Origin of the sequence: Enterobacter kobei, from assembly GCF_001729765.1 — a bacterium.
In the GTDB taxonomy this organism is placed as follows: Bacteria; Pseudomonadota; Gammaproteobacteria; order Enterobacterales; family Enterobacteriaceae; genus Enterobacter; species Enterobacter kobei.
On sequence record NZ_CP017181.1, the window covers coordinates 1,495,367 to 1,516,424 of the forward strand.

The 21,058-nt window shown below is 56.2% G+C and carries 16 protein-coding genes and 1 CRISPR repeat array; of the genes, 6 read left to right on the plus strand and 10 right to left on the minus strand.

Annotation, left to right across the window (positions count from 1 at the left end):
• Positions 1-82: 82 nt before the first annotated feature.
• Together iagB and BFV64_RS07125 are read left to right on the plus strand one after the other, a co-directional pair.
• The gene (iagB, locus tag BFV64_RS07120) at positions 83-523 is read left to right on the plus strand and encodes a type III secretion system invasion protein IagB (RefSeq protein WP_045134882.1); all 441 of its coding nucleotides are present in this window, start codon (positions 83-85) and stop codon (positions 521-523) included.
• A 133-nt stretch (positions 524-656) separates the two neighbouring features.
• Positions 657-2,486 (plus strand): glycoside hydrolase family 19 protein, encoded by a 1,830-nt coding sequence (locus tag BFV64_RS07125; RefSeq protein WP_069601853.1) that lies wholly within the window; start codon positions 657-659, stop codon positions 2,484-2,486.
• Positions 2,487-2,590: 104 nt separating this feature from the next.
• Here BFV64_RS07125 and BFV64_RS07130 read toward each other — a convergent pair whose 3' ends face one another.
• The 4 genes from BFV64_RS07130 to poxB form a co-directional block, all read right to left on the minus strand.
• Positions 2,591-3,604, minus strand: coding sequence for a 3-beta-hydroxysteroid dehydrogenase (locus BFV64_RS07130; RefSeq protein ID WP_023336997.1), 1,014 nt, complete (start codon positions 3,602-3,604; stop codon positions 2,591-2,593).
• Positions 3,605-3,693: 89 nt separating this feature from the next.
• The gene (locus BFV64_RS07135) at positions 3,694-5,133 is read right to left on the minus strand and encodes an SDR family oxidoreductase (RefSeq protein ID WP_059372788.1); all 1,440 of its coding nucleotides are present in this window, start codon (positions 5,131-5,133) and stop codon (positions 3,694-3,696) included.
• Positions 5,134-5,143: 10 nt separating this feature from the next.
• A complete protein-coding gene (gene ltaE, locus BFV64_RS07140; protein WP_045268543.1) occupies positions 5,144-6,145 on the minus strand; it encodes a low-specificity L-threonine aldolase in 1,002 nt (333 codons plus the stop codon).
• Between the two features lie 38 nt (positions 6,146-6,183).
• A complete protein-coding gene (poxB, locus tag BFV64_RS07145) occupies positions 6,184-7,902 on the minus strand; it encodes a ubiquinone-dependent pyruvate dehydrogenase (protein ID WP_023332523.1) in 1,719 nt (572 codons plus the stop codon).
• Positions 7,903-8,053: 151 nt separating this feature from the next.
• On the opposite strand from poxB, the gene BFV64_RS07150 reads away from it, so the two are divergent.
• Positions 8,054-8,488: a DoxX family protein gene (locus BFV64_RS07150; RefSeq protein ID WP_023332524.1), complete on the plus strand. Its 435-nt coding sequence runs from the start codon at positions 8,054-8,056 to the stop codon at positions 8,486-8,488.
• Between the two features lie 165 nt (positions 8,489-8,653).
• Positions 8,654-9,645: a CRISPR direct-repeat array (repeat unit 28 nt; unit sequence GTTCACTGCCGTACAGGCAGCTTAGAAA).
• A gap of 261 nt (positions 9,646-9,906) precedes the next feature.
• Here BFV64_RS07150 and hcr read toward each other — a convergent pair.
• The 4 genes from hcr to aqpZ all read right to left on the minus strand — a co-directional run bounded on the left by hcr (position 9,907) and on the right by aqpZ (position 14,448).
• Positions 9,907-10,875, minus strand: coding sequence for an NADH oxidoreductase (gene hcr / locus BFV64_RS07155; protein WP_023337002.1), 969 nt, complete (start codon positions 10,873-10,875; stop codon positions 9,907-9,909).
• Between the two features lie 10 nt (positions 10,876-10,885).
• Complete coding sequence (hcp, locus tag BFV64_RS07160; protein WP_014883191.1) at positions 10,886-12,538, minus strand: hydroxylamine reductase; 1,653 nt, start codon at positions 12,536-12,538, stop codon at positions 10,886-10,888.
• 144 nt (positions 12,539-12,682) lie between these two features.
• Entirely contained in the window at positions 12,683-13,582 is a 900-nt protein-coding gene (locus tag BFV64_RS07165; protein WP_023332526.1) for a LysO family transporter, read from the minus strand.
• Between the two features lie 170 nt (positions 13,583-13,752).
• Positions 13,753-14,448 (minus strand): aquaporin Z, encoded by a 696-nt coding sequence (gene aqpZ, locus BFV64_RS07170; RefSeq protein WP_014883193.1) that lies wholly within the window; start codon positions 14,446-14,448, stop codon positions 13,753-13,755.
• 289 nt (positions 14,449-14,737) lie between these two features.
• Here aqpZ and BFV64_RS07175 point away from each other — a divergent pair, with 289 nt between their 5' ends.
• The gene (locus BFV64_RS07175) at positions 14,738-16,396 is read left to right on the plus strand and encodes an ATP-dependent endonuclease (RefSeq protein ID WP_069601854.1); all 1,659 of its coding nucleotides are present in this window, start codon (positions 14,738-14,740) and stop codon (positions 16,394-16,396) included.
• Here BFV64_RS07175 and BFV64_RS07180 read toward each other — a convergent pair.
• Positions 16,393-17,349 carry a VirK/YbjX family protein gene (locus BFV64_RS07180; RefSeq protein WP_023332528.1) on the minus strand — a complete coding sequence of 319 codons (957 nt, stop codon included), beginning with the start codon at positions 17,347-17,349 and terminating at the stop codon, positions 16,393-16,395. The genes BFV64_RS07175 and BFV64_RS07180 overlap by 4 nt on opposite strands.
• A 159-nt stretch (positions 17,350-17,508) precedes the next feature.
• Here BFV64_RS07180 and macA point away from each other — a divergent pair, with 159 nt between their 5' ends.
• On the plus strand, positions 17,509-18,624 hold the full coding sequence (gene macA / locus BFV64_RS07185) for a macrolide transporter subunit MacA (protein ID WP_014883196.1): 1,116 nt from the start codon (positions 17,509-17,511) through the stop codon (positions 18,622-18,624).
• Positions 18,621-20,561, plus strand: coding sequence for a macrolide ABC transporter ATP-binding protein/permease MacB (gene macB / locus BFV64_RS07190; protein ID WP_069601855.1), 1,941 nt, complete (start codon positions 18,621-18,623; stop codon positions 20,559-20,561). The genes macA and macB overlap by 4 nt, the downstream gene beginning before the upstream one ends.
• A gap of 70 nt (positions 20,562-20,631) precedes the next feature.
• Here macB and cspD read toward each other — a convergent pair whose 3' ends face one another.
• Positions 20,632-20,853: a cold shock-like protein CspD gene (gene cspD / locus BFV64_RS07195; RefSeq protein WP_069601856.1), complete on the minus strand. Its 222-nt coding sequence runs from the start codon at positions 20,851-20,853 to the stop codon at positions 20,632-20,634.
• Between the last annotated feature and the right edge of the window lie 205 nt (positions 20,854-21,058).

Consider the following 21,058-nt stretch of genomic DNA (forward strand, 5'->3'; position numbering starts at 1 on the left):
CCCGTATAAGGGGGGAGTAAATCAAAAATGATTTTACAGGATGTTGTTAAGGAGAAATAAACGAAACGGTCAGCAGGTAAAAATGAAAAAGTTAATTTTTTTATTATTGATTATCAGCCAAAGCGCGCTGGCAAACTGTTGGGATAAAGCGGCACATTATTATCACGTCGATCCTTATTTACTGTACGCCATTGCCAATGTGGAGTCGGGAATGAACCCGTATGCGGTCGGCAGAAACCATGACGGTACGCGTGACGTGGGGTTGATGCAAATTAACAGCTCACATTTTTCGGCACTGGAGAGCAGGGGGATAGATGAATATCGGCTAATAACCGAACCCTGTACCTCGATTATGGTTGGCGCATCGATTTTATCCAGCATGATTAAAGTGTATGGCTATAACTGGGAGGCGGTCGGCGCCTATAACGCCGGATTAAAGAAAGAGAATTATCCGCAACGCATGATATACGCCCACAAAGTGTGGAGAAAATATCAGGAACTGAAAGCGACAGCAAACGAATGAGTTTTTTATTTTTGAAGAATTCCTGAGGGTGTTCTTCGAAAAGAGAAAACAGCTGTCTGCGGTTTATTTATTAACGGATTAATACATAAGCCTGGATTGTTATTATTTAACTTAAATAAACAGGAATAGTGAAATGAACAAAAGGACGTTACTGAGTGTTCTCGTTGCCGGCGCATGCGTAGCACCGTTTATGGCGCAGGCTGCCTCGCTGCAAGCGACCACCAGTGAACCATACACCATGAACGCCAGCGATCTGGCGAAGAAAGAGAAAGAGCTGACCAGCTTCCCGCTGATGGATGCCGTAAAGGAAACCATTAAGACGCTGGACAACGCCCAGGTTGAACTGATTGAACCTGGTCGTGCGGCGAACCCGGAGAACGTGAAACGCGTGGAAGGGATCGTGAAAGCCAGCGACTGGGAATATCTCTTCCCGCTGCGCGCGCAGGCGTACACCTACAGCAACTTCCTGAAAGCGGTTGGTAAATTCCCGGCGCTGTGTAAGACCTACAATGACGGTCGCGACAGTGACGCTATCTGCCGTAAAGAGCTGGCAACCATGTTTGCCCACTTTGCTCAGGAAATGGGCGGTCACGAAAGCTGGCGTCCGGAAGCCGAATGGCGTCAGGCCCTGGTTCACGTGCGTGAGATGGTCTGGAGCGAAGGCCAGAAGGGCGGCTATAACGGCGAATGTAACCCGGACGTCTGGCAGGGTCAGACCTGGCCGTGCGGTAAAGATAAAGACGGCGACTTCCTGAGCTACTTCGGTCGCGGTGCGAAGCAGTTGTCCTACAACTACAACTACGGCCCGTTCTCTGAAGCGATGTACGGTGACGTGCGTACGCTGCTCGACAAACCTGAGCTGGTGGCGGATACCTGGCTGAACCTGGCGAGTGCGATCTTCTTCTTCGCCTATCCACAGCCGCCTAAACCAAGCATGCTGCAGGTTATCGACGGCACATGGCAGCCGAACGATCACGATAAAGCCAACGGCCTGGTCCCTGGCTTCGGCGTGACCACTCAGATCATCAACGGTGGCGTTGAGTGCGGTGGTCCAACTGAAATTGCACAGTCTGAAAACCGTATCAAGTACTACAAAGAGTTCGCGAACTACCTGAAGGTCCCTGTTCCGGCGAACGAAGTGCTGGGCTGCGCGAACATGAAGCAGTTCGACGAAGGCGGTGCTGGTGCGCTGAAGATTTACTGGGAGCAGGACTGGGGATGGAGCGCGGATACACCAAGCGGTGCAACCTACTCTTGCCAGCTCGTCGGCTACCAGACGCCGTTCAGCGCGTTCAAAGAGGGTGATTACAGCAAGTGCGTGCAGAAGTTCTTTAACGTGAACATCGTTAACGACGACGGTTCCGTTACGCCGGATGAAACCCCGGTAACGCCAACGCCAACACCTACGCCGTCAGAAGACGAAACGCCGGCGCCTGCGCCAGTTCCGGATGAAACCCCGGCTGAACCTGCTGCGGTGAACCACGCGCCAGTGGCGCATATCGCGGGTCCAATTGGTGCAGTTGACGCCGGTGCGCAGGTTTCACTGAGCGCGGAAGGCTCTACTGATGAAGACGGCAACGCGCTGACCTACACCTGGCGTTCCCAGGACGGCCAGACCGTAACCGGTCAGGATAAAGCGGTAGTGAACTTCAAGGCGCCTGAATCGGCAACGGCTCAGCAAATTGAAATCAGCCTGACCGTGAGCGACGGTGAGTTGAGCAGCACGACCTCTTATCTGCTGAACGTGAAAGCCAAAGCAGCACCGTCTCAGGACGAAGGCACGTCTGGCGATTACGCGGCGTGGAGCGCGAACAGCAAGTACAAGGCAGGCGATATCGTGAACAACCACGGTAAACTGTTCCAGTGCAAACCGTTCCCGTACAGCGGCTGGTGTAACAACGCCCCGGCATACTATGAACCGGGCGCTGGTCTGGCATGGTCTGATGCCTGGACAGCTCTGTAAAAGCAAACGGCAACCGAAAGGTTGCCGTTTTAGTTTTTGCACCCTTTCCAGCGGTACGGTGCAGTTGTAGACCCGGTAAGGCGAAGCCGCCACCGGGCAACAGGCTAGCGGTGCAGTTTCCCGTGATCCCGTAACCACGCCGCCGTGCGCACAATCCCTTCATCCAGCGTCACCACCGGCCGATACCCCAGTTCGTTCTCTGCTCGCGAAATATCCAGCGTGAAATCAAAGTTGAGTTTTGAGACACCGTAATGCGTCAGCGCAGGTTCTTTGGCCGCTTTACTGCCAAATCGCTCCATGCTGCGGGCAATCATGTCAAGCATGGGGTAGGGGACAGAACGGATGCGGCAGTCGATCTGCAGTTCATCAATCAGCCGCTGCACAATGCTGCGTAACGTACAGGGTTCGCCGTTGGTGATGTTATAGGCGCGGCCAGAGATCAGCTTATCGCAGTCCGACTGGCTGGCCAGCCACATGGCGTGGACGGCGTTTTCGTAATAGGTCATATCCACCAGCGCATCGCCACCGCGCGGCAGCAGCACGCTGCCGTAGTGATGCATCATCTGCGCCAGGCGCGGAATAAACACTTTGTCGTGCGGTCCGAACAGGCTCTGCGGACGCAGTACCGTAAAACGGGTGTGCGGGTTCGACTGCGCCAGCAGGTCGATCACCTCTTCACTGGCCGCCTTGCTGCGCGCAAATTCACAGGCAAAGCGTGCCGGACGGAAATCTTCCTGCACATCGCGATGGTGGTGATAGTCGAAATAGAGCGACGGGGAGGAGATATGAATAAAGTTACGTACCCCCCAGGCAACGGCCCATTCGCCCAGACGGCGGGTGGCCCGCACGTTGGCGAGATCGAAGGCTTCCTGGGTCCCCCACGGAGAGGTAAAACTGGAGCAGTGCCACAGCGTATCGATTCCGGCGAGCATCACCTTCGCCTGCGAGGAGACCAGCTCCGTCAGGTCGGCATGGACGAACTCTGCGCCCATTTTTTGCAGCAGTTTTCCCATCGCCTCGTTGCGACCGGTAGCCCTGACGCTAATGCCCTTGTTGCGCAGAAATTCGACCGCATTTCGGCCTAAGCCGCTGGTCGCCCCGGTAACCAGTACCTTCATATCAATCCACTGTGTTGAAAAAGAATTTCGTGCGCATTCTTTCGTGAATTACGGCGCTATGCAATGGGAAAGGTGAAAGAAAAAGCGTTTTAATGAGTTATTTTCGTTTTTTGTTCTGCCAGTTGCGCAATCCGTTTCGCCATTCCCCGGAAGATAAAAAGATGGGCGGGGATCATGAACAGCCAGTAAAACAGGCCCGGCATCCCGTGCGGGTGCCACCAGGCGCGGACGTCCAGTTCCCGATGATCGCCTTTATCCTTAAGGGTGAAGCAGAGTCGCCCCAGCCCCGGCGCTTTCATACCGAACAACAACGCCAGCTGCTTTTCCGGCTCGACGATGATCACTTTCCAGCTGTCGACCGCGTCGCCCACCTCAAGAAACGGGCGCGCCGGGCGGCCTTTCGCCAGCCTGTGCCCCACCAGCAGATCCATTGTCCCACGCGTTTGCCAGAGAAGATTGCCGAAGAAATAACGTTCTTTGCCGCCAATTTGGTTCACCACTTCCCACAGCGCCTCAAGGCTGGCAGAGGTTTTTACCGTGCAGCCCGCCTGTTTCGGGTAATAACCGTACTCCGGCCGCCAGCGGGCAAAGGCCTGCGCGTCATAACCCCAGTCGCTGGAGTTCACCAGCTGCTCTTCTTCTTTCAGCGTATTGCGTACCGCGTCGTCAAAACGGATCAGATCCTGAGGGATTAAGGCGCGCAGCTCGCGATCGTCCGCCAGCAGATCGTGTTTCAGCCCCTGAATCAGCGCTTTGGCGGTGGTCGGCGGCACGGAGGTGATCACATTTAAAAACCAGACTGAGATCCAGCGGGTCGGGAAAGGGATGGGGATCAGCCAGCGGCGGCGTCCGCTGACGCGCATGAAATGTTCGAACTGCTGCTGATAGCTCAGCACTTCAGGGCCTGCTGCTTCAAGCACCCGGTGTTGCTCCGCCGGGTGATCGAGCAATGCCACCAGATAGTGGAGCAAGTTCGCCAGCGCAATCGGCGTGGTGCGCGAGCGGACCCAGCGCGGCGGCGTCAGTACCGGCAGGTTGTAGACCATATCGCGCATCACTTCAAAAGCGGCTGAGCCCGCGCCGACGATGATCCCTGCGCGCAGTTCGGTGACGGGGATATTCGCCCCGCGGAGGGTGTCCGCCGTCAGCTGGCGGGCGCGCAGGTGATCGGACTGCTCGCTCTCAGGCGCCTGGAGCGAACTTAAAAAAATCACCTGCTTCACCGGCGTTTGCAGCAGGGCATCGCGGACGTTCAACGCCACCTGTCGCTCGTGGGCGATAAAATCGCCGCCTTCGCCCATGCTGTGGACCAGGTAGTAAAGCGTGTCGACCTCTTCCAGCAGCGCGGGAAGCGCCTTCGGCCAGTTGAGGTCAACGTTGTGGCAGGTGACGCCCGGCAACGCCAGCTTTTGCAGGCGGTCGGTGTTGCGTGCCGCTGCCAGCACCTGATGTCCCCGCTGGCTCAATGCCGTGGTGAGATGCTGACCGATATACCCGCTGGCGCCCAGCACCAGAATGCGTTGCGGCACGTGAGGCTCCTTAGCGCTGTAAAAACGCCTGCCAGTGTTTCACCACCTCTGCCAGCTGTTCGCGGTTCACGTCGAGGTGCATGACCAGACGCACCACTGGAGAGGCGTTGATCAGCACGCCGCGCGCTTTCATAAATTCGCCCAGCGCAGCGGCATGTTCGTCGCCCACGCGAATGAACAGCATGTTGGTGTCGTGGCGCATCACGTCCGCACCGATCTCGCGCAGCTGTGTGGCCATCCATGCGGCGTTATCGTGATCGTCTTTCAGGCGCGCCACGTTATTTTTGAGAGCATACAGACCCGCTGCCGCCAGAATACCGGCCTGGCGCATGCCGCCGCCGGTCATCTTACGCCAGCGGTTGGCGCGCTTGATGTAATCCGCATTGCCGACCAGCAGGGAACCCACCGGCGTACCCAGCCCTTTGGAGAGGCAAATGGTGAACGAGTCGCAATATTGCGTAATCTCTTTCAGCTCGCAGCCGTACGCCACTACGGCGTTAAAAATGCGCGCACCGTCAACGTGCAGGCCGAGCTTGCGCTCGCGGGTGAAGTCCCATGCCGCTTTCAGGTACTCGCGCGGCAGCACTTTACCGTTGTGGGTATTTTCCAGACTGAGCAGTTTCGTGCGGGCGAAATGAATATCGTCGGCTTTGATTTTTGCCGCGACCTTATCGAGCGGGAGTGTACCGTCCGGCGCGGCGTCAATCGGCTGCGGCTGGATGCTGCCAAGCACCGCCGCACCGCCGGCTTCGTAGAGATAGTTATGCGCGCCCTGGCCGACAATATACTCTTCGCCGCGCTCGCAGTGGCTGAGCAGCGCCACGAGGTTCGCCTGCGTGCCGGTCGGCAGGAACAGCGCGGCCTCCTTGCCACTCAGCTCTGCCGCATAGCGCTGTAACGCGTTGACCGTCGGGTCATCGCCGTAGACGTCGTCCCCGACCGGGGCGGCCATCATCTCTTCGAGCATGGCACGGCTCGGGCGGGTAACGGTATCACTACGCAAATCAATCATTTCACATCCCTTTATTTTAAGAGGTCACGTGAAATGTTTTACCTGAGCCAGTTGGTTTTTGCCAGTTCGATCACTTCATCACCTCGGCCGCTGATGATGGCGCGCAGCATATAGAGGCTAAAACCTTTCGCCTGTTCCAGCTTGATTTGCGGTGGAATAGCCAGCTCTTCTTTGGCGACTACCACATCCACCAGCACCGGACCGTCGATAGAAAAGGCGCGCTGCAGGGCTTCATCCACGTCAGACGCTTTTTCCACGCGAATACCGGTGATGCCGCACGCCTCGGCAATGCGCGCGAAGTTGGTGTCATGCAGTTCGGTACCGTCCGTCAGATAACCACCGGCCTTCATCTCCATCGCCACAAAGCCCAGTACGCTGTTGTTGAAGACCACGATTTTGAGCGGCAGCTTCATCTGTACCACGGAGAGGAAATCCCCCATGAGCATGCTAAACCCGCCGTCGCCGCACATGGCCACCACCTGACGTTCCGGTGCCGTCGCTTTTGCGCCCAGCGCCTGCGGCATGGCGTTGGCCATCGAGCCGTGGTTGAACGAACCCAGCAGGCGGCGTTTGCCGTTCATCTTCAGGTAGCGTGCTGCCCAGACGGTTGGCGTGCCGACGTCGCAGGTAAAAATGGCGTCGTCGTCAGCGAAATGGCTGATCTGCTGTGCCAGGTACTGCGGGTGGATGGCTTTGTCGCTCGGTTTGGCGAGATCGTCCAGCCCCTTACGGGCATCGCGGTAGTCACTGAGGGCTTTATCAAGAAACGCGCGATCCGTTTTCTCCTCGAGCAGCGGCAGCAGGGCGGCCAGGGTGGATTTGATATCGCCTACCAGCGCCATATCCACCTTGCTGTGCGCGCCGATGCTGGCCGGATTGATATCGATCTGAATGATTTTGGCATCCGTCGGGTAAAACGCGCGGTAAGGGAACTGGGTACCGAGTAAAATCAGCGTGTCGGCGTTCATCATGGTGTGGAACCCGCTGGAGAAACCGATCAGCCCGGTCATTCCCACATCGTAGGGGTTGTCGTACTCGACGTGCTCTTTGCCGCGCAGGGCGTGAACAATGGGGGCTTTTAGCTTACCCGCGAATTCAAGTAGCTCCTTGTGCGCGCCCGCGCAGCCGCTACCGCACATCAGGGCAATATTGCTGGAGTAACGCAGCAGCTGCGCCAGCTTTTTCAGCTCTTCTTCCGCAGGCGTCACCACAGGCTGCGGGGCGTGATACCAGTGGGTGCTGGCCCCTTCTGGTGCGGACTTGAGGGCCACATCACCCGGGATAACGACCACCGACACGCCGCGGTTCAGCACCGCCTTGCGCATGGCGATAGCCAGAACCTGCGGGATCTGCTCCGGGGATGAAACCAGTTCGCAATAGTGGCTGCATTCACGGAACAGCTCCTGCGGATGCGTCTCCTGAAAATAGCCGCTACCGATTTCGGAAGAGGGGATATGGGCGGCAATCGCCAGCACCGGCACGTGGTTACGGTGGCAGTCAAACAGACCGTTGATCAGATGCAGGTTACCTGGCCCGCACGAGCCTGCACACACGGCCAGTTCACCGGTGAGCTGCGCTTCGGCTCCCGCGGCAAATGCGGCGACCTCTTCATGGCGGGTCGGCATCCATTCAATGGTTTTCATTTTGTTAAGGCTGTCGCTCAGTCCGTTCAGGGAATCGCCGGTTACGCCCCAGATACGTTTCACGCCAGCCTGTTCCAGGGTTTTCGCTATATATGCAGCCACGGTTTGTTTCATGGGTGTCCTTCTCCTTTTTGTGATATCGCTTACAAGCTTAGAAGAAAGTCGCTGTATTGCCTGCTCAATACCCCTCAATTAACAGGGTTTCCTTGCGCGATAATTCGGCATAATCTGGTGCTGACTCAGGTGAAAACAGGAATCATTTCAAATGGTTAAATCATTGTTAATTGCTGTTAATGAAAAGCTATCGTGCGACGATCTTGGCAAACTCTTGTTACGACTTGCCGTCGGTGGGTTGATGCTCTTTCACGGTTTGCACAAGTTATTCGGCGGCGTGGGCTTTATCAGCGGCATGCTGGTGGAAAAAGGGTTGCCGGGGTTTATCGCTTATGGCGTGTTGATTGGCGAAGTGGTGGCACCGATGTTGATTATTGTCGGGCTCTTTACGCGCCCGGCCGCGCTGATGCTGGCGTTTACGATGATTGTGGCATGGCTTATGGTAGGAATGGGTGAAACGCTCGCCCTCGATAAGGTTGGGGCATGGGCGATTGAAAGCCTGGTGTACTTCTTTATTGGCTCGCTGGCGGTGGCATTTTTAGGGGCAGGGCGGTTTGCGCTGGGGAAAGCACCGGCGTGGCGTTGAGGTTTGTGCTCTGGTATGAAGGAAGGGGTCTATAGACCCTTTTTTATTGGCTGTTTTTAACTTATTGATTTTATTGTGCTGAAATGTATGTGAAGAAAAAAGGGATCGAGACGATTTTTTAGGTTATTTCTTTATCTGACAACGTGATAGGTGTAGATTGTTCCAGTTCACTGCCGTACAGGCAGCTTAGAAATGTTCCGACACTGCGTTACCCGTCAGCTGCGCCGTTCACTGCTGTACAGGCAGCTTAGAAATGCAAAAATCCGCCACGTAATCAAGACTCGACGTTCACTGCCGTACAGGCAGCTTAGAAAGTTGGCAGTGGGTTCACTCTCACAACGCCTGAGTTCACTGCCGTACAGGCAGCTTAGAAATGATGGTTGGTTATGCACGAGAAAAGGGAACGAGTTCACTGCCGTACAGGCAGCTTAGAAATGCACTAACTGATTGATGCGAGGGTAGTTGTAGTTCACTGCCGTACAGGCAGCTTAGAAAAGTCATTTCAACGGGGCCATATCAAAACGTGAGTTCACTGCCGTACAGGCAGCTTAGAAAGTGCACGTTCGTGTTCAACCCGCAGATAGCGTCGTTCACTGCCGTACAGGCAGCTTAGAAAAGGAAACCCTTCTGATCCATGAGAACGAATGGGTTCACTGCCGTACAGGCAGCTTAGAAACTACACTTCGGGTTACGATCAGCCATTTCAACTGTTCACTGCCGTACAGGCAGCTTAGAAAGTCGCTATGAGCTGCACCGGCTCAACAAAAACGTTCACTGCCGTACAGGCAGCTTAGAAAAGAATCCCGGAGGACGGGATGGTGTTAAAACTGTGCACTGCCGTACAGGCAGCTTAGAAATCTTCAGGCATGTTGCAAATATGAACGCGATCGTGCACTGCCGTACAGGCAGCTTAGAAAAATCACGATAGTCCGGAGTATCGAAACTCTCAGTTCACTGCCGTACAGGCAGCTTAGAAATCTTTAATCCGAGCCTCAAGGACATCGTTTGTGTTCACTGCCGTACAGGCAGCTTAGAAAGAAAACCTCCTGCACGGAGGCGCGAAAACAGATTTCATTGCCGTACAGGCAGCTTAGAAAAGTCCGACACTGTGTTTCCGTCTGTTCAGTACGTTCACTGCCGTACAGGCAGCTTAGAAAACAATCTGAACTCCTTACCTTGTCACAGATGCGCTTAGTGCAATACAGGCAGCTTATAAAGTCGCGGAATACAACGACGCCATCTATCAATAGTTCACTGCCGTACACGCAGCAACCATATGTAGTTCGGCACAAACACTGTGCCGCCTGATTATAAGCCCGGTGGCGCTAGCGCTTACCGGGCCTACGACGATCCAGCCCCTACAAGGTAGGCCGGGTAAACGCAGTGCCACCCGGCAAAAACGGGGGCACCGCATCAGATTATGCGAGGACCAGATCCCCCTGCGGATGGCATGAGCACGCCAGCACGTAACCTTCGGCAATTTCCGCGTCGGAGAGCGTCATGGTACTGGTGACAGTGTACTCACCTGAAACCACTTTCGTCTTACAGCAACCGCATACGCCCGCACGGCAGGCGGCCACTACCGGTACCTTATTGCTTTCGAGTGCCTCCAGCAAAGTCGTTCCCACGCGGCCAAAGAAGGTCTGCGCAGGCTGTAGCTTAGTAAACTGAATCCCGCTGGTTGCCGCCTCCGCTACCGGCGTGAAGAATTGCTCCTTGAAGAAGCGGGTCACGCCAAGCGCCTTCACTTCTTTCTCGACGATATCCATGTAAGGCGCCGGGCCGCAGGTCATCACGGTACGGTGCGCAATATCCGGCACGCTTTGCAGCAGCTCGCGGCTCAGACGGCCGGGCACAAAACCGTGGACCGCATTGTGTTCTGCCACCAGTGTTACCGGATAATTACGCCACTCCTCGGCAAAAATGACATCTTCCGGAGAGCGAACGCTAAAGATCACCTGCACGTCGGCCTGCGGACGGTTTTTCGCCAGCCAGCGGCGCATGGACATAATCGGCGTGACGCCACAGCCCGCCGCCAGCAGCAGGAATTTATCTTCCGCCTTGTCGTCACAGGTGAAATCGCCCTGGGCGTCTGACAGCCAGATATAGTCTCCGCGCTTCACGTCACGGGTCAGCCACTGCGAGCCGGCACCGTCATCAATACGGCGAATGGTAAGCGTGATGTATTCGCTCACGCCCGGCGTTGAGGAGATCGTGTAGGCACGCAGGGTGTCCGCCGAATGGCGGACACTGACCAGCGCATACTGACCGGCACGGTACGGATAGTAATCGTGGCAAATCAGTGAGAGCGTCCACACATCCGGCGTCTCCTGGTGGATGTGATGAACCTGCATCCTCCACGGACATTGTGAGGTTGGCATGGTCATGAATAACTCCTTACGCGCTCAGCAGCTGCTTCATATCATCTTCAACGTTGGTGACGGAGCGCAGGCCGAATTTTTCGTTCAGCACGGCCAGCAGGTCCGGCGTCAGGAAGCCTGGCGCGGTCGGGCCGGTCACGATGTTGGTCACGCCCAGAGAGAGCAGGGTCAGCAGGATGACGATCGCTTTCTGCTCAAACCACGAAAGCACCAGCGACAGCGGCAGGTCGTTCACGCCACAGCCCAGTTTCTCCGCCAGGGTAACCGCCAGAATAATGGCCGAGTAAGCATCGTTACACTGGCCCGCATCGATCAGGCGCGGCAGACCTTCGATATTGCCGAAGTCCAGCTTGTTGAAACGGTATTTACCGCACGCCAGGGTCAGGATCAGGCAATCGTCCGGTACGCTGGTGGCGAAATCGGTGAAGTAGTTACGCTCACCGCGCGCGCCGTCGCAGCCGCCGACGAGGAAGATGTGGCGCAGCTTTTCACGGCTGACGAGATCGATCAGCGAATCTGCGGCGCCGAGCAGGGTTTCACGGCCAAAGCCGACGGTGATCAGATGCGGAATTTCGCTGTACGGGAAGCCCGCCATCTGCTGCGCCTGGGCAATAACCGGACCGAAATCGTCGCCTTCGAGGTGGCTCACGCCCGGCCAGCCGACGATGCTGCGGGTCCAGATGCGGTCGTCATACGCGCCCACGGTAGGGTCGATGATGCAGTTAGAGGTCATCACGATAGGGCCAGGGAAGCGGGCGAACTCCACCTGCTGGTTCTGCCAGCCGCTGCCGTAGTTACCGATCAGATGTTTGAATTTACGCAGCTCCGGGTAGCCGTGCGCAGGCAGCATTTCGCCGTGGGTATAAACGTTGACGCCAGTGCCTTCAGTCTGCTTCAGCAGGTTGTAGAGATCTTTCAGGTCATGACCGGAGATCAGGATACATTTACCCTCGGTCGCCTTCACGTTGACCTGCGTTGGCGTCGGGTGGCCGTAGGTACTGGTTTCACCGGCATCCAGAATGCTCATCACGCGGAAGTTCATCTGGCCGATTTCCATTGAGCACTCAAGCAGGGCGTTCATATCGGCAGGCCAGGTACCCAGCCACGCCATGATTTTGTGGTACTGCGCGTAGATATCGTTGTCGTACTGACCGAGAACGTGCGCGTGCTCCATATACGCCGCTGCGCCTTTCAGACCGTACAGGCACAGCAGGCGCAGGCCGAGAATGTTCTCGCCAATCGCCGCTTTGTCTTTATTCGGGGTAAAGTCTGCCGCCTGACGCTGGAGGTCGCCCAGGTCATCACTCGCCAGCTGGAGTTCTGACATCGGGTTGTCCACGCGAGCGTTAGCATCAGCGTTCAGGCACTGCGCTTTCAGCGCTTCACGCAGGGCGATAGCTTCACGGGCATAGCCGACGATACGAGGGGAATCAAAGTTAACGTTGGTCAGCGTAGAAAAGAATGCGCGCGGCGCGAAGCTGTCGACGTAGTGGTCGACGATGCCGTATTCGCGGGCTTTGAATGCCCATGCGGAAAGGCCTTGCAGGGCAGCAATCAGCAGGTCCTGCAGGTCTGATGTTTCTGCGGTTTTGCCGCACATACCCTGCGCGTAAGAGCAGCCATTGCCTGCCGGGGTACGGATGGTTTGTTCACATTGCACACAAAACATAATCACACCTGTTAAAGTTATATTTGATATACATGTTTAAGGTTATGCCTGTGCCAGAACGGTGAAAAGCGCTTTCTGCTACAAAATAGAGGGAGATTGATTTAGCGCAATTTTGGCGGCAGGCACCCTACCGCCAAAGAAGTATCAGGCAGAGAAGAACGCCATCAGAATGGGAACCAGTAAACTCAAAATAAAGCCGTGCACGATGGCCGCGGGCACCATTTCCAGCCCGCCTGAGCGCTGAAGTACCGGCAGGGTAAAGTCCATCGAGGTCGCGCCGCACAGACCCAGTGCGGTAGAGCGACTGCGGCGAACCAGCCCCGGGATCAGCATAATGGCAATCAGCTCACGCGCCAGATCGTTAAAGAAGGCGGCGCTGCCGATCACCGGACCGAATGATTCAGTCAGCAGAATACCGGAAAGGGAGTACCAGCCAAATCCGGAGGCCATTGCCAGGCCGGTTTTCAGCGGCAGATCGAGAATAAAAGCATTAATCACACCCGCCACCATTGAGCTGGCGACAACCATTACGGCAATAATCATTCCCCGACGGTTGAGGACAATCTGTTTCAGGGTCATGCCGTTATTTCGCAGCTGGATACCAATCAGGAACAGCAGGAAGATCAGGGTATATTCACTGGCTTCTGTCGCGTGCCGTAAAAATGCCCATCCGGTGAGACCCAGAAGAAAACCGAGCACCACGACGCCGCAGAGTTTTAATGACTCAAGTGCCATCGCAATACGGGAGGGCAGCTTTTCCTGGAGGTGATGGTTTTTCCAGGGAATGGTGCGTTCCAGCCACAGCAGTGCGGCAATATTGCACAGCAAAATAACCGTAACCGTGACGGCTGAATAATGCAAAATGGAGAGTAAATTCGCGGACAGGTTATCCAGGAAGGCCAGGCTGATCCCCATAAAGAAAAGAATGAGGTAAACAATCCCGCTGAGAAAACGGTTGATAAGCCGTAATGCGGATTCCTGACGCAGCGGAATAAGGTAGCCCGCAATCAGGGGCAGCAGAATAATGAGGAGTCCTGAAAACATGAACAGCCGGTCCTTTTGAGTGTCTGTTGAGCGCCAGAGACACTACCCAATAAAGGCTATTCAGTAAAGCGGCAAAAGAAAGCCGGGTGGCGGCTACGCCTTACCCGGCTTGTATGTGCGGCCTGTTGCCCTCACCCCGGCCCTCTCCCACGGGGAGAGGGAGGGAAAGATTAATCGCGTTTTTCCAGCAGGGTACGATACAGCACGCCGCCCAGAATACCGCCGATAATTGGCATCACCCAGAACAGCCACAGCTGCTCAAGCGCCCAGCCGCCCTGGAAGATGGCGACGGCGGTACTGCGTGCCGGGTTAACGGAGGTGTTGGTGACCGGAATTGAAATCAGGTGGATAAGCGTCAGCGCCAGACCAATAGCAATCGGGGCAAAGCCAGCAGGCGCGTGTTTGTCGGTGGCGCCGTGGATCACCAGCAGGAAGCCCGCGGTCAGCACAATTTCAATCACGATGGCAGACAGCATGGAGTAACCGCCCGGCGAGTGCTCGCCAAAGCCGTTTGAGGCGAAGCCGCTGGCGGCCGCGTCAAAGCCGGCCTTACCGCTGGCAATAACGTACAGAACGCCAGCCGCAATAATACCGCCCACCACCTGCGCCACGATGTAGCCAATGACGTCTTTAGCAGGAAAACGACCGCCCGCCCATAAACCTAACGTCACAGCCGGGTTAAAATGACCACCGGAAATATGCCCCACGGCGAAGGCCATGGTTAATACGGTTAAGCCAAACGCCAGCGCGACGCCGACAAAACCAATGCCTAATTCCGGGAACGCTGCTGCCAGAACGGCGCTACCGCAGCCACCAAATACCAGCCAGAATGTACCAAAACATTCTGCAGCCAATTTTCTAAACATAACCACCTCAAATAATTTCCGCGCGCTTTCCCGCGGGCGGGATATATCGCCATAAAGGGATGACGACTCAAAGAGCCCGTATTTTAGAAACCAACAACATCCCTTCGCCACTTAAATAAATTCGATAAATTTGATTTAAGGCAATGTGATGTCATTCCTTGTTCAAATGAGCGGTAAATAGAGCATAGACCAATTCTTGTCAGGGTGAATGTTATGCTGTCGTGACAAGATTCCTCCCGCTATACTGCTGATAACTTAAAGGAAAAAGTGTTCATTTCGCGGGGGATTTATGCTTCTCGAACGTGTGGAAATTGTCGGGTTTCGCGGTATTAACCGCCTGTTGCTGCAGCTTGAGCAGAACAACGTCCTGATCGGCGAGAACGCGTGGGGTAAGTCCAGCCTGCTCGATGCGCTGACGTTACTGCTATCCCCCGAAGACGATCTGTATCACTTTGTCCACGACGATTTCTGGTTCCCGCCCGGGGACGTGACGGGACGCGAGAAGCACCTGCATATTATCCTGACGTTCCGTGAATCCGAGCCAGGCCGTCACCGCGTGCGTCGCTTCCGCCCGCTGTCACCCTGTTGGGTGCCCTGTGACGATGATTTCCACCGGATTTTCTATCGCCTGGAAGGCGAGATGGCGGAAAACGAAGGGGTCCTGACCCTGCGCGAGTTTCTTGATGAAAAAGCCAACCCGATCCCACTGGACAACATCGACGATTTGGCTCGCCACCTGACCCGCCTGACGCCGGTATTGCGGTTGCGTGATGCGCGCTTTATGCGGCGTATCCGTAACGGCACGGTACCGAATATGCCGGAGGTGGAAGTCACCGCCCGCGAGCTGGATTTTCTGGCGCGTGAGCTGGTGTCGCGTCCGCAAAACCTGACCGATGGTCAGATTCGCCAGGGGTTGTCCGCGATGGTACAACTGCTGGAGCACTATTTTTCCGAGCAGGGGACATCGGAGTCGCGCCACAGGCTGATGCGCCGTCGCTCTCATGATGAACAACGCAGCTGGCGCTATCTCGACATCATCAACCGGATGATCGACCGGCCCGGCGGTCGTACCCATCGGGTGATTCTTCTGGGGCTGTTTTCAACACTTTTGCAGGCTAAAGGCACCGTGCGTCTTGACCGGGATGCCCGCCCGTTGCTGCTGGTGGAAGATCCTGAAACGCGGCTTCACCCCATCATGCTCTCGGTGGCGTGGCATCTGCTGAATTTGCTGCCGCTCCAGCGTATTACGACCACCAATTCTGGTGAGCTATTATCCATGACGCCGGTTGAGCATATCTGCCGTCTGGTGCGCGAGTCTTCGCGGGTCTCCGCGTACCGTCTCGGGCCTGGCGGTTTAAATGCCGAAGACGGGCGGCGCATCGCGTTTCATATTCGTTTTAATCGCGCGTCGTCACTTTTTGCCCGCTGTTGGCTGCTGGTGGAAGGGGAAACGGAGACCTGGGTCATCAACGAACTGGCGCGTCAGTGTGGGCACCATTTTGATGCGGAAGGCATTAAGGTGATCGAATTTGCCCAGTCGGGATTAAAACCGCTGATAAAATTTGCCCGCCGGATGGGTATTGAATGGCATGTGCTGGTGGACGGTGACGAGGCGGGTAAAAAGTATGCCTCGACCGTGCGTAGCCTGCTGAATAATGAACGGGAAGAAGAGCGCGACCATTTAACCATGCTCCCCGCGATGGACATGGAGCACTTTATGTATCGTCAGGGGTTTGACGATGTGTTCCACCGCATTGCGATGGTGCCGGTCGATGTTCCGATGAACATGCGCCGCGTGATCGCCAAAGCGATACACCGTTCGTCAAAACCGGATCTCGCCATTGAAGTGGCGACGGAAGCGGGAAGGCGGGGCGTGGAGGCGGTGCCCACTCTGCTGAGGAAGATGTTCTCCCGCGTGCTGTGGCTGGCACGCGGGAGGGCGGATTAACCTCGGGTCGCCTGATTCACCTGCTGAATCAGGCTGTCCAGCAGTTCGTAGCGACGGCGATATTCGGAACGTTTTTTGCTCGCGATCTCTTCCATCGGTTTACGCGGCATGACAAGCGGCAGCATAAAGTTACCGCTATCCTGCTTTTCACCGCCGAGGGAGAGCCAGAAGCTGTCATAATCAGCCAGCAGTTTTCCCTCTTTTTTCTTGCGGTAGCGCCAGCTGCGATAAATATGGGTGTCGTTACTGACGGCAACAATCTGTTCGACCGGGAAAGCGGCGCCGAGCGTCATGGCGGTTTCAACCAGCAGACGTTTCGGGAACAGCCCATGGCAGGCCTTCGTCGCTTTCTGGATCCGCTCATGGGGAACATGCGCTTTTGCGCCCTGCAAACCGCCAATGAACAGCGTCGATTTTCCGGCAAAAGGGCAGAGCGTGAAGGTTATCTCCGCCAGGACTGTATTTTGATCGTCGCAGAAGACGAGGGTGGCTTCTCCCTCTTTATCCATAAACGCATCAGCACACAGGCGAACGGTAAAGTGCTGTTCATCTTTACCGGTTAAGGTCAGCAGCGTGGCACCCTGCTTCGAAAGATAGCCCTGCAGCAGCGTCGCCGGAAGCTGGCGGCTCATGATCTGATAGTGCCAGTTAAGAGACTCCAGCGCGTGCTGACGTTCCATGTTCACCGTCAGCCACGGGCGGTGCATCCGGCAGGGCAGCCCCGGCTGAGCTTGTAATATCTGCATCAGACGCGGCTGTTTTGCCAGGCGCGTCAACAGGCGAGAGGTGGTGACGGGAGCCGCAAGCGACCGTAACACGAACTTGCGCCGATAAGCCGGATTCTGCCATGCCAGTCCTGGGGTAAGCTTACCCAAAGCCAGGTTTTTGAAAAGCTGCCAGCCGGAGGCAGGCTGCGTCAGGGGGGAATAAGGCGTATCGACGATGGAAGACATGATAAATCCTGAATCTTTTGGAATATCACTATTTCAACAAGAGGAATATCAACATCTCGTCAACAAATTAGGACGATTTCGGAGAACAGGGGTTTCGTTAAGGAGTCGTTTAGATAGAATCAACATTTATTATTGCCAGAACATTTATTTGGAATATTTATGAACCTCAAGGGAAAACGCAGAACGCTATTTCTGCTGCTGGCGGTCGTGATTTTAGTCGGTGGATTCTGGTTATGGCAGGTGCTTAACGCACCGGTGCCGCAGTACCGGACACTGATCGTTCGCCCCGGCGAACTGCAGCAAAACGTCCTGGCGACGGGTAAGCTTGATGCATTGCGCAAGGTTGACGTTGGCGCTCAGGTCAGCGGCCAGCTGAAAACGCTGTCGGTAGAGATCGGTGATAAGGTAAAAAAAGGCCAGTTGCTGGGTGTTATCGATCCTGAACAGGCCGAGAACCAGATCCGCGAGGTGGAAGCCACGCTGATGGAGCTGCGCGCCCAGCGTGCTCAGGCGCTGGCTGAACGTAATCTGGCCCAGGTCACGCTGACCCGTCAGCAGGCGCTGGCAAAAACCCAGGCCATTTCGAAGCAGGATTTAGATACTGCCACGACGGAGCTGGCGGTCAAGCAGGCGCAGATTGGCACCATCGACGCACAAATCAAACGTAATCAGGCCTCGCTGGACACGGCGAAAACCAACCTCGACTACACGCAAATCGTTGCGCCGATGGCCGGTGAAGTCACCCAGATCACCACGCTGCAGGGGCAGACGGTAATTGCCGCCCAGCAGGCGCCTAACATTCTGACGCTGGCGGATATGAGCACTATGCTGGTCAAAGCGCAGGTTTCCGAGGCGGATGTTATCCATCTGAAACCTGGGCAGAATGCCTGGTTTACCGTGCTTGGCGACCCGCAGACGCGCTATGAAGGCGTGCTGAAAGACATTCTGCCGACGCCGGAAAAGGTTAACGACGCTATCTTTTACTACGCCCGTTTTGAAGTGCCAAACCCACAGGGCGTGCTGCGTCTGGATATGACTGCCCAGGTGCATATCCAGCTGACCGGCGTGAAGAACGTGCTCACCATTCCGCTCTCCGCGCTGGGCGAATCCGCCGGGGACAATCGCTATAAAGTGAAAGTGCTGCGCAACGGCGAGACGCGCGATCGCGAAGTGGTGATTGGCGCGCGTAATGATACCGATGTGGTGGTGGTGAAAGGGCTGGAAGAGGGTGAGGAGGTGGTTGTCAGTGAAAGCCTGCCCGGAGCCGCGAAATGACCGCGCTGCTTGAGCTGAAGGATATCCGTCGCAGCTATCCGTCGGGCGACGGTCCGGTGGAGGTGCTGAAAGGTATCTCCCTGCGCGTGGAAGCGGGCGAGATGGTGGCGATTGTCGGCGCGTCAGGCTCCGGTAAATCGACGCTGATGAACATTCTCGGCTGCCTGGATAAACCCACCAGCGGGACCTATCGCGTGGCCGGGACGGATGTCTCCACGCTCGACGGCGACGCGCTGGCGAAGCTGCGCCGGGAACATTTTGGTTTTATCTTCCAGCGTTACCACCTGCTCTCACACCTGAACGCGGCGCAAAACGTCGAGGTGCCAGCCGTCTATGCAGGCGTGGAGCGGAAGAAACGTCTTGAGCGTGCGAAGACGCTGTTAACGCGTCTCGGGCTGGCTGAACGCGTGGAGTACCAGCCGTCGCAGCTGTCCGGTGGCCAGCAGCAGCGCGTGAGTATTGCCCGCGCGCTGATGAATGGCGGGCAGGTGATCCTCGCGGATGAACCCACCGGGGCGCTCGACAGCCATTCCGGTGAAGAGGTGATGGCGATCCTCCACCAGCTTCGCGATCAGGGGCACACGGTGATCATCGTTACCCACGATCCGCAGGTGGCGGCGCAGGCGGAACGCATTATTGAGATCCACGACGGCGAGCTGGTCAGCAACCCGCCGCCGCGTGCGTCCAGAGCGGCAGCCCCGAAAGAAGCTCTGCCGGCCTCAACCGGCTGGGGACAATTTTCCAGCGGCTTTCGTGAAGCGCTGAACATGGCCTGGCTGGCGATGGCGGCCAACAAAATGCGCACCCTGCTGACCATGCTCGGGATTATCATCGGTATTGCTTCGGTGGTCTCGATTGTGGTGGTGGGCGACGCCGCCAAGCAGCTGGTGCTGGCCGATATTCGCGCCATCGGTACCAATACCATTGATGTCTATCCCGGCAAGGACTTTGGCGACGACGAACCGCAGTATCAGCAGGCGCTAAAGTATGACGATCTGGCAGCGATTCAGAAGCAGCCGTGGGTAAACTCCGCCACGCCAGCCGTTTCGCAAAACCTGCGTCTGCGGGTAGGGAATGTTGACGTTGCCGCCAGCGCCAACGGCGTCAGCGGGGACTACTTCAACGTCTACGGCATGACCTTCAGCGAAGGGGCGACCTTTAATGCCGAACAGCTGGCGGGCAGGGCGCAGGTGGTGGTGCTGGATGCGAACTCGCGCAGGCAACTCTTCCCTAATAAAGCCAGTGTGGTCGGTGAAGTGATCCTGGTCGGCAACATGCCTGCCACGGTCATTGGTGTGGCGGAAGAGAAACAGTCGATGTTTGGCAGCAGCAAGATCCTGCGCGTCTGGTTGCCCTACACCACGATTTCCGGGCGGATCATGGGGCAGTCATGGCTCAACTCCATCACCGTGCGTGTGAAGGAGGGCTACGACAGCGCGCTGGCCGAACAGCAGCTTGAGCGGTTGCTTACGTTGCGCCACGGGAAGAAGGATTTCTTCACCTGGAACATGGACGGCCTCTTGAAAACGGCGGAAAAGACCACACGTACTCTTCAGCTGTTCCTCACGCTGGTGGCGGTGATCTCGCTGGTCGTCGGCGGCATCGGGGTGATGAATATCATGCTGGTGTCGGTCACGGAACGTACCCGGGAGATTGGCATCCGCATGGCGGTCGGGGCCAGTGCCAGTGATGTACTGCAACAGTTTCTGATTGAGGCTGTGCTGGTGTGCCTGGTCGGCGGGGCGATGGGGATTGCGCTCTCGATGATGATTGCGTTCGCGCTCCAGCTCTTTTTACCCGGGTGGGAGATTGGTTTCTCGCCGGTCGCCATTATTACCGCATTTTTATGTTCGACCTTTACCGGCATTTTGTTTGGCTGGCTCCCCGCCCGCAACGCGGCGCGGCTGGATCCGGTGGATGCGCTGGCTCGGGAATAACCCGAAAATAAAAATGCCAGCCGATCGGGCTGGCATTTTGACTGCGGGATGTACACAATAAAACAGAGCGCTATGCAACCGTCTCTGCTTCAATGGGTACGATAAGGCTTGCATGATTGCCTTTTGGTCCCTGGTGTACATCGAACCGGACGGACTGCCCGCCTTTGAGCGTTCTGTAACCATCCATCTGAATGGTGGAATAGTGAGCGAAGATATCCTCGCCGCCGCCTTCGGGGCAGATGAAGCCAAACCCTTTGGCGTTGTTGAACCACTTAACAGTACCCATTTCCATGCTTCGACATCCTTCGTAAATCTTATAAGTTAAGATGGAATGAACCGGTGGTGGAGTGGGGGCTGTTCAAAACCTCGCCATCTCACGCTTGTACAATTTAGAGAAACGAAAGACGTCGTCAAGCGTTTGGCGCTGGAGATGGGACAATAATCAACCAAAGTTTGAAGCAGTTAACGCTATTGCAACGGTTTGTGACAGACATCGC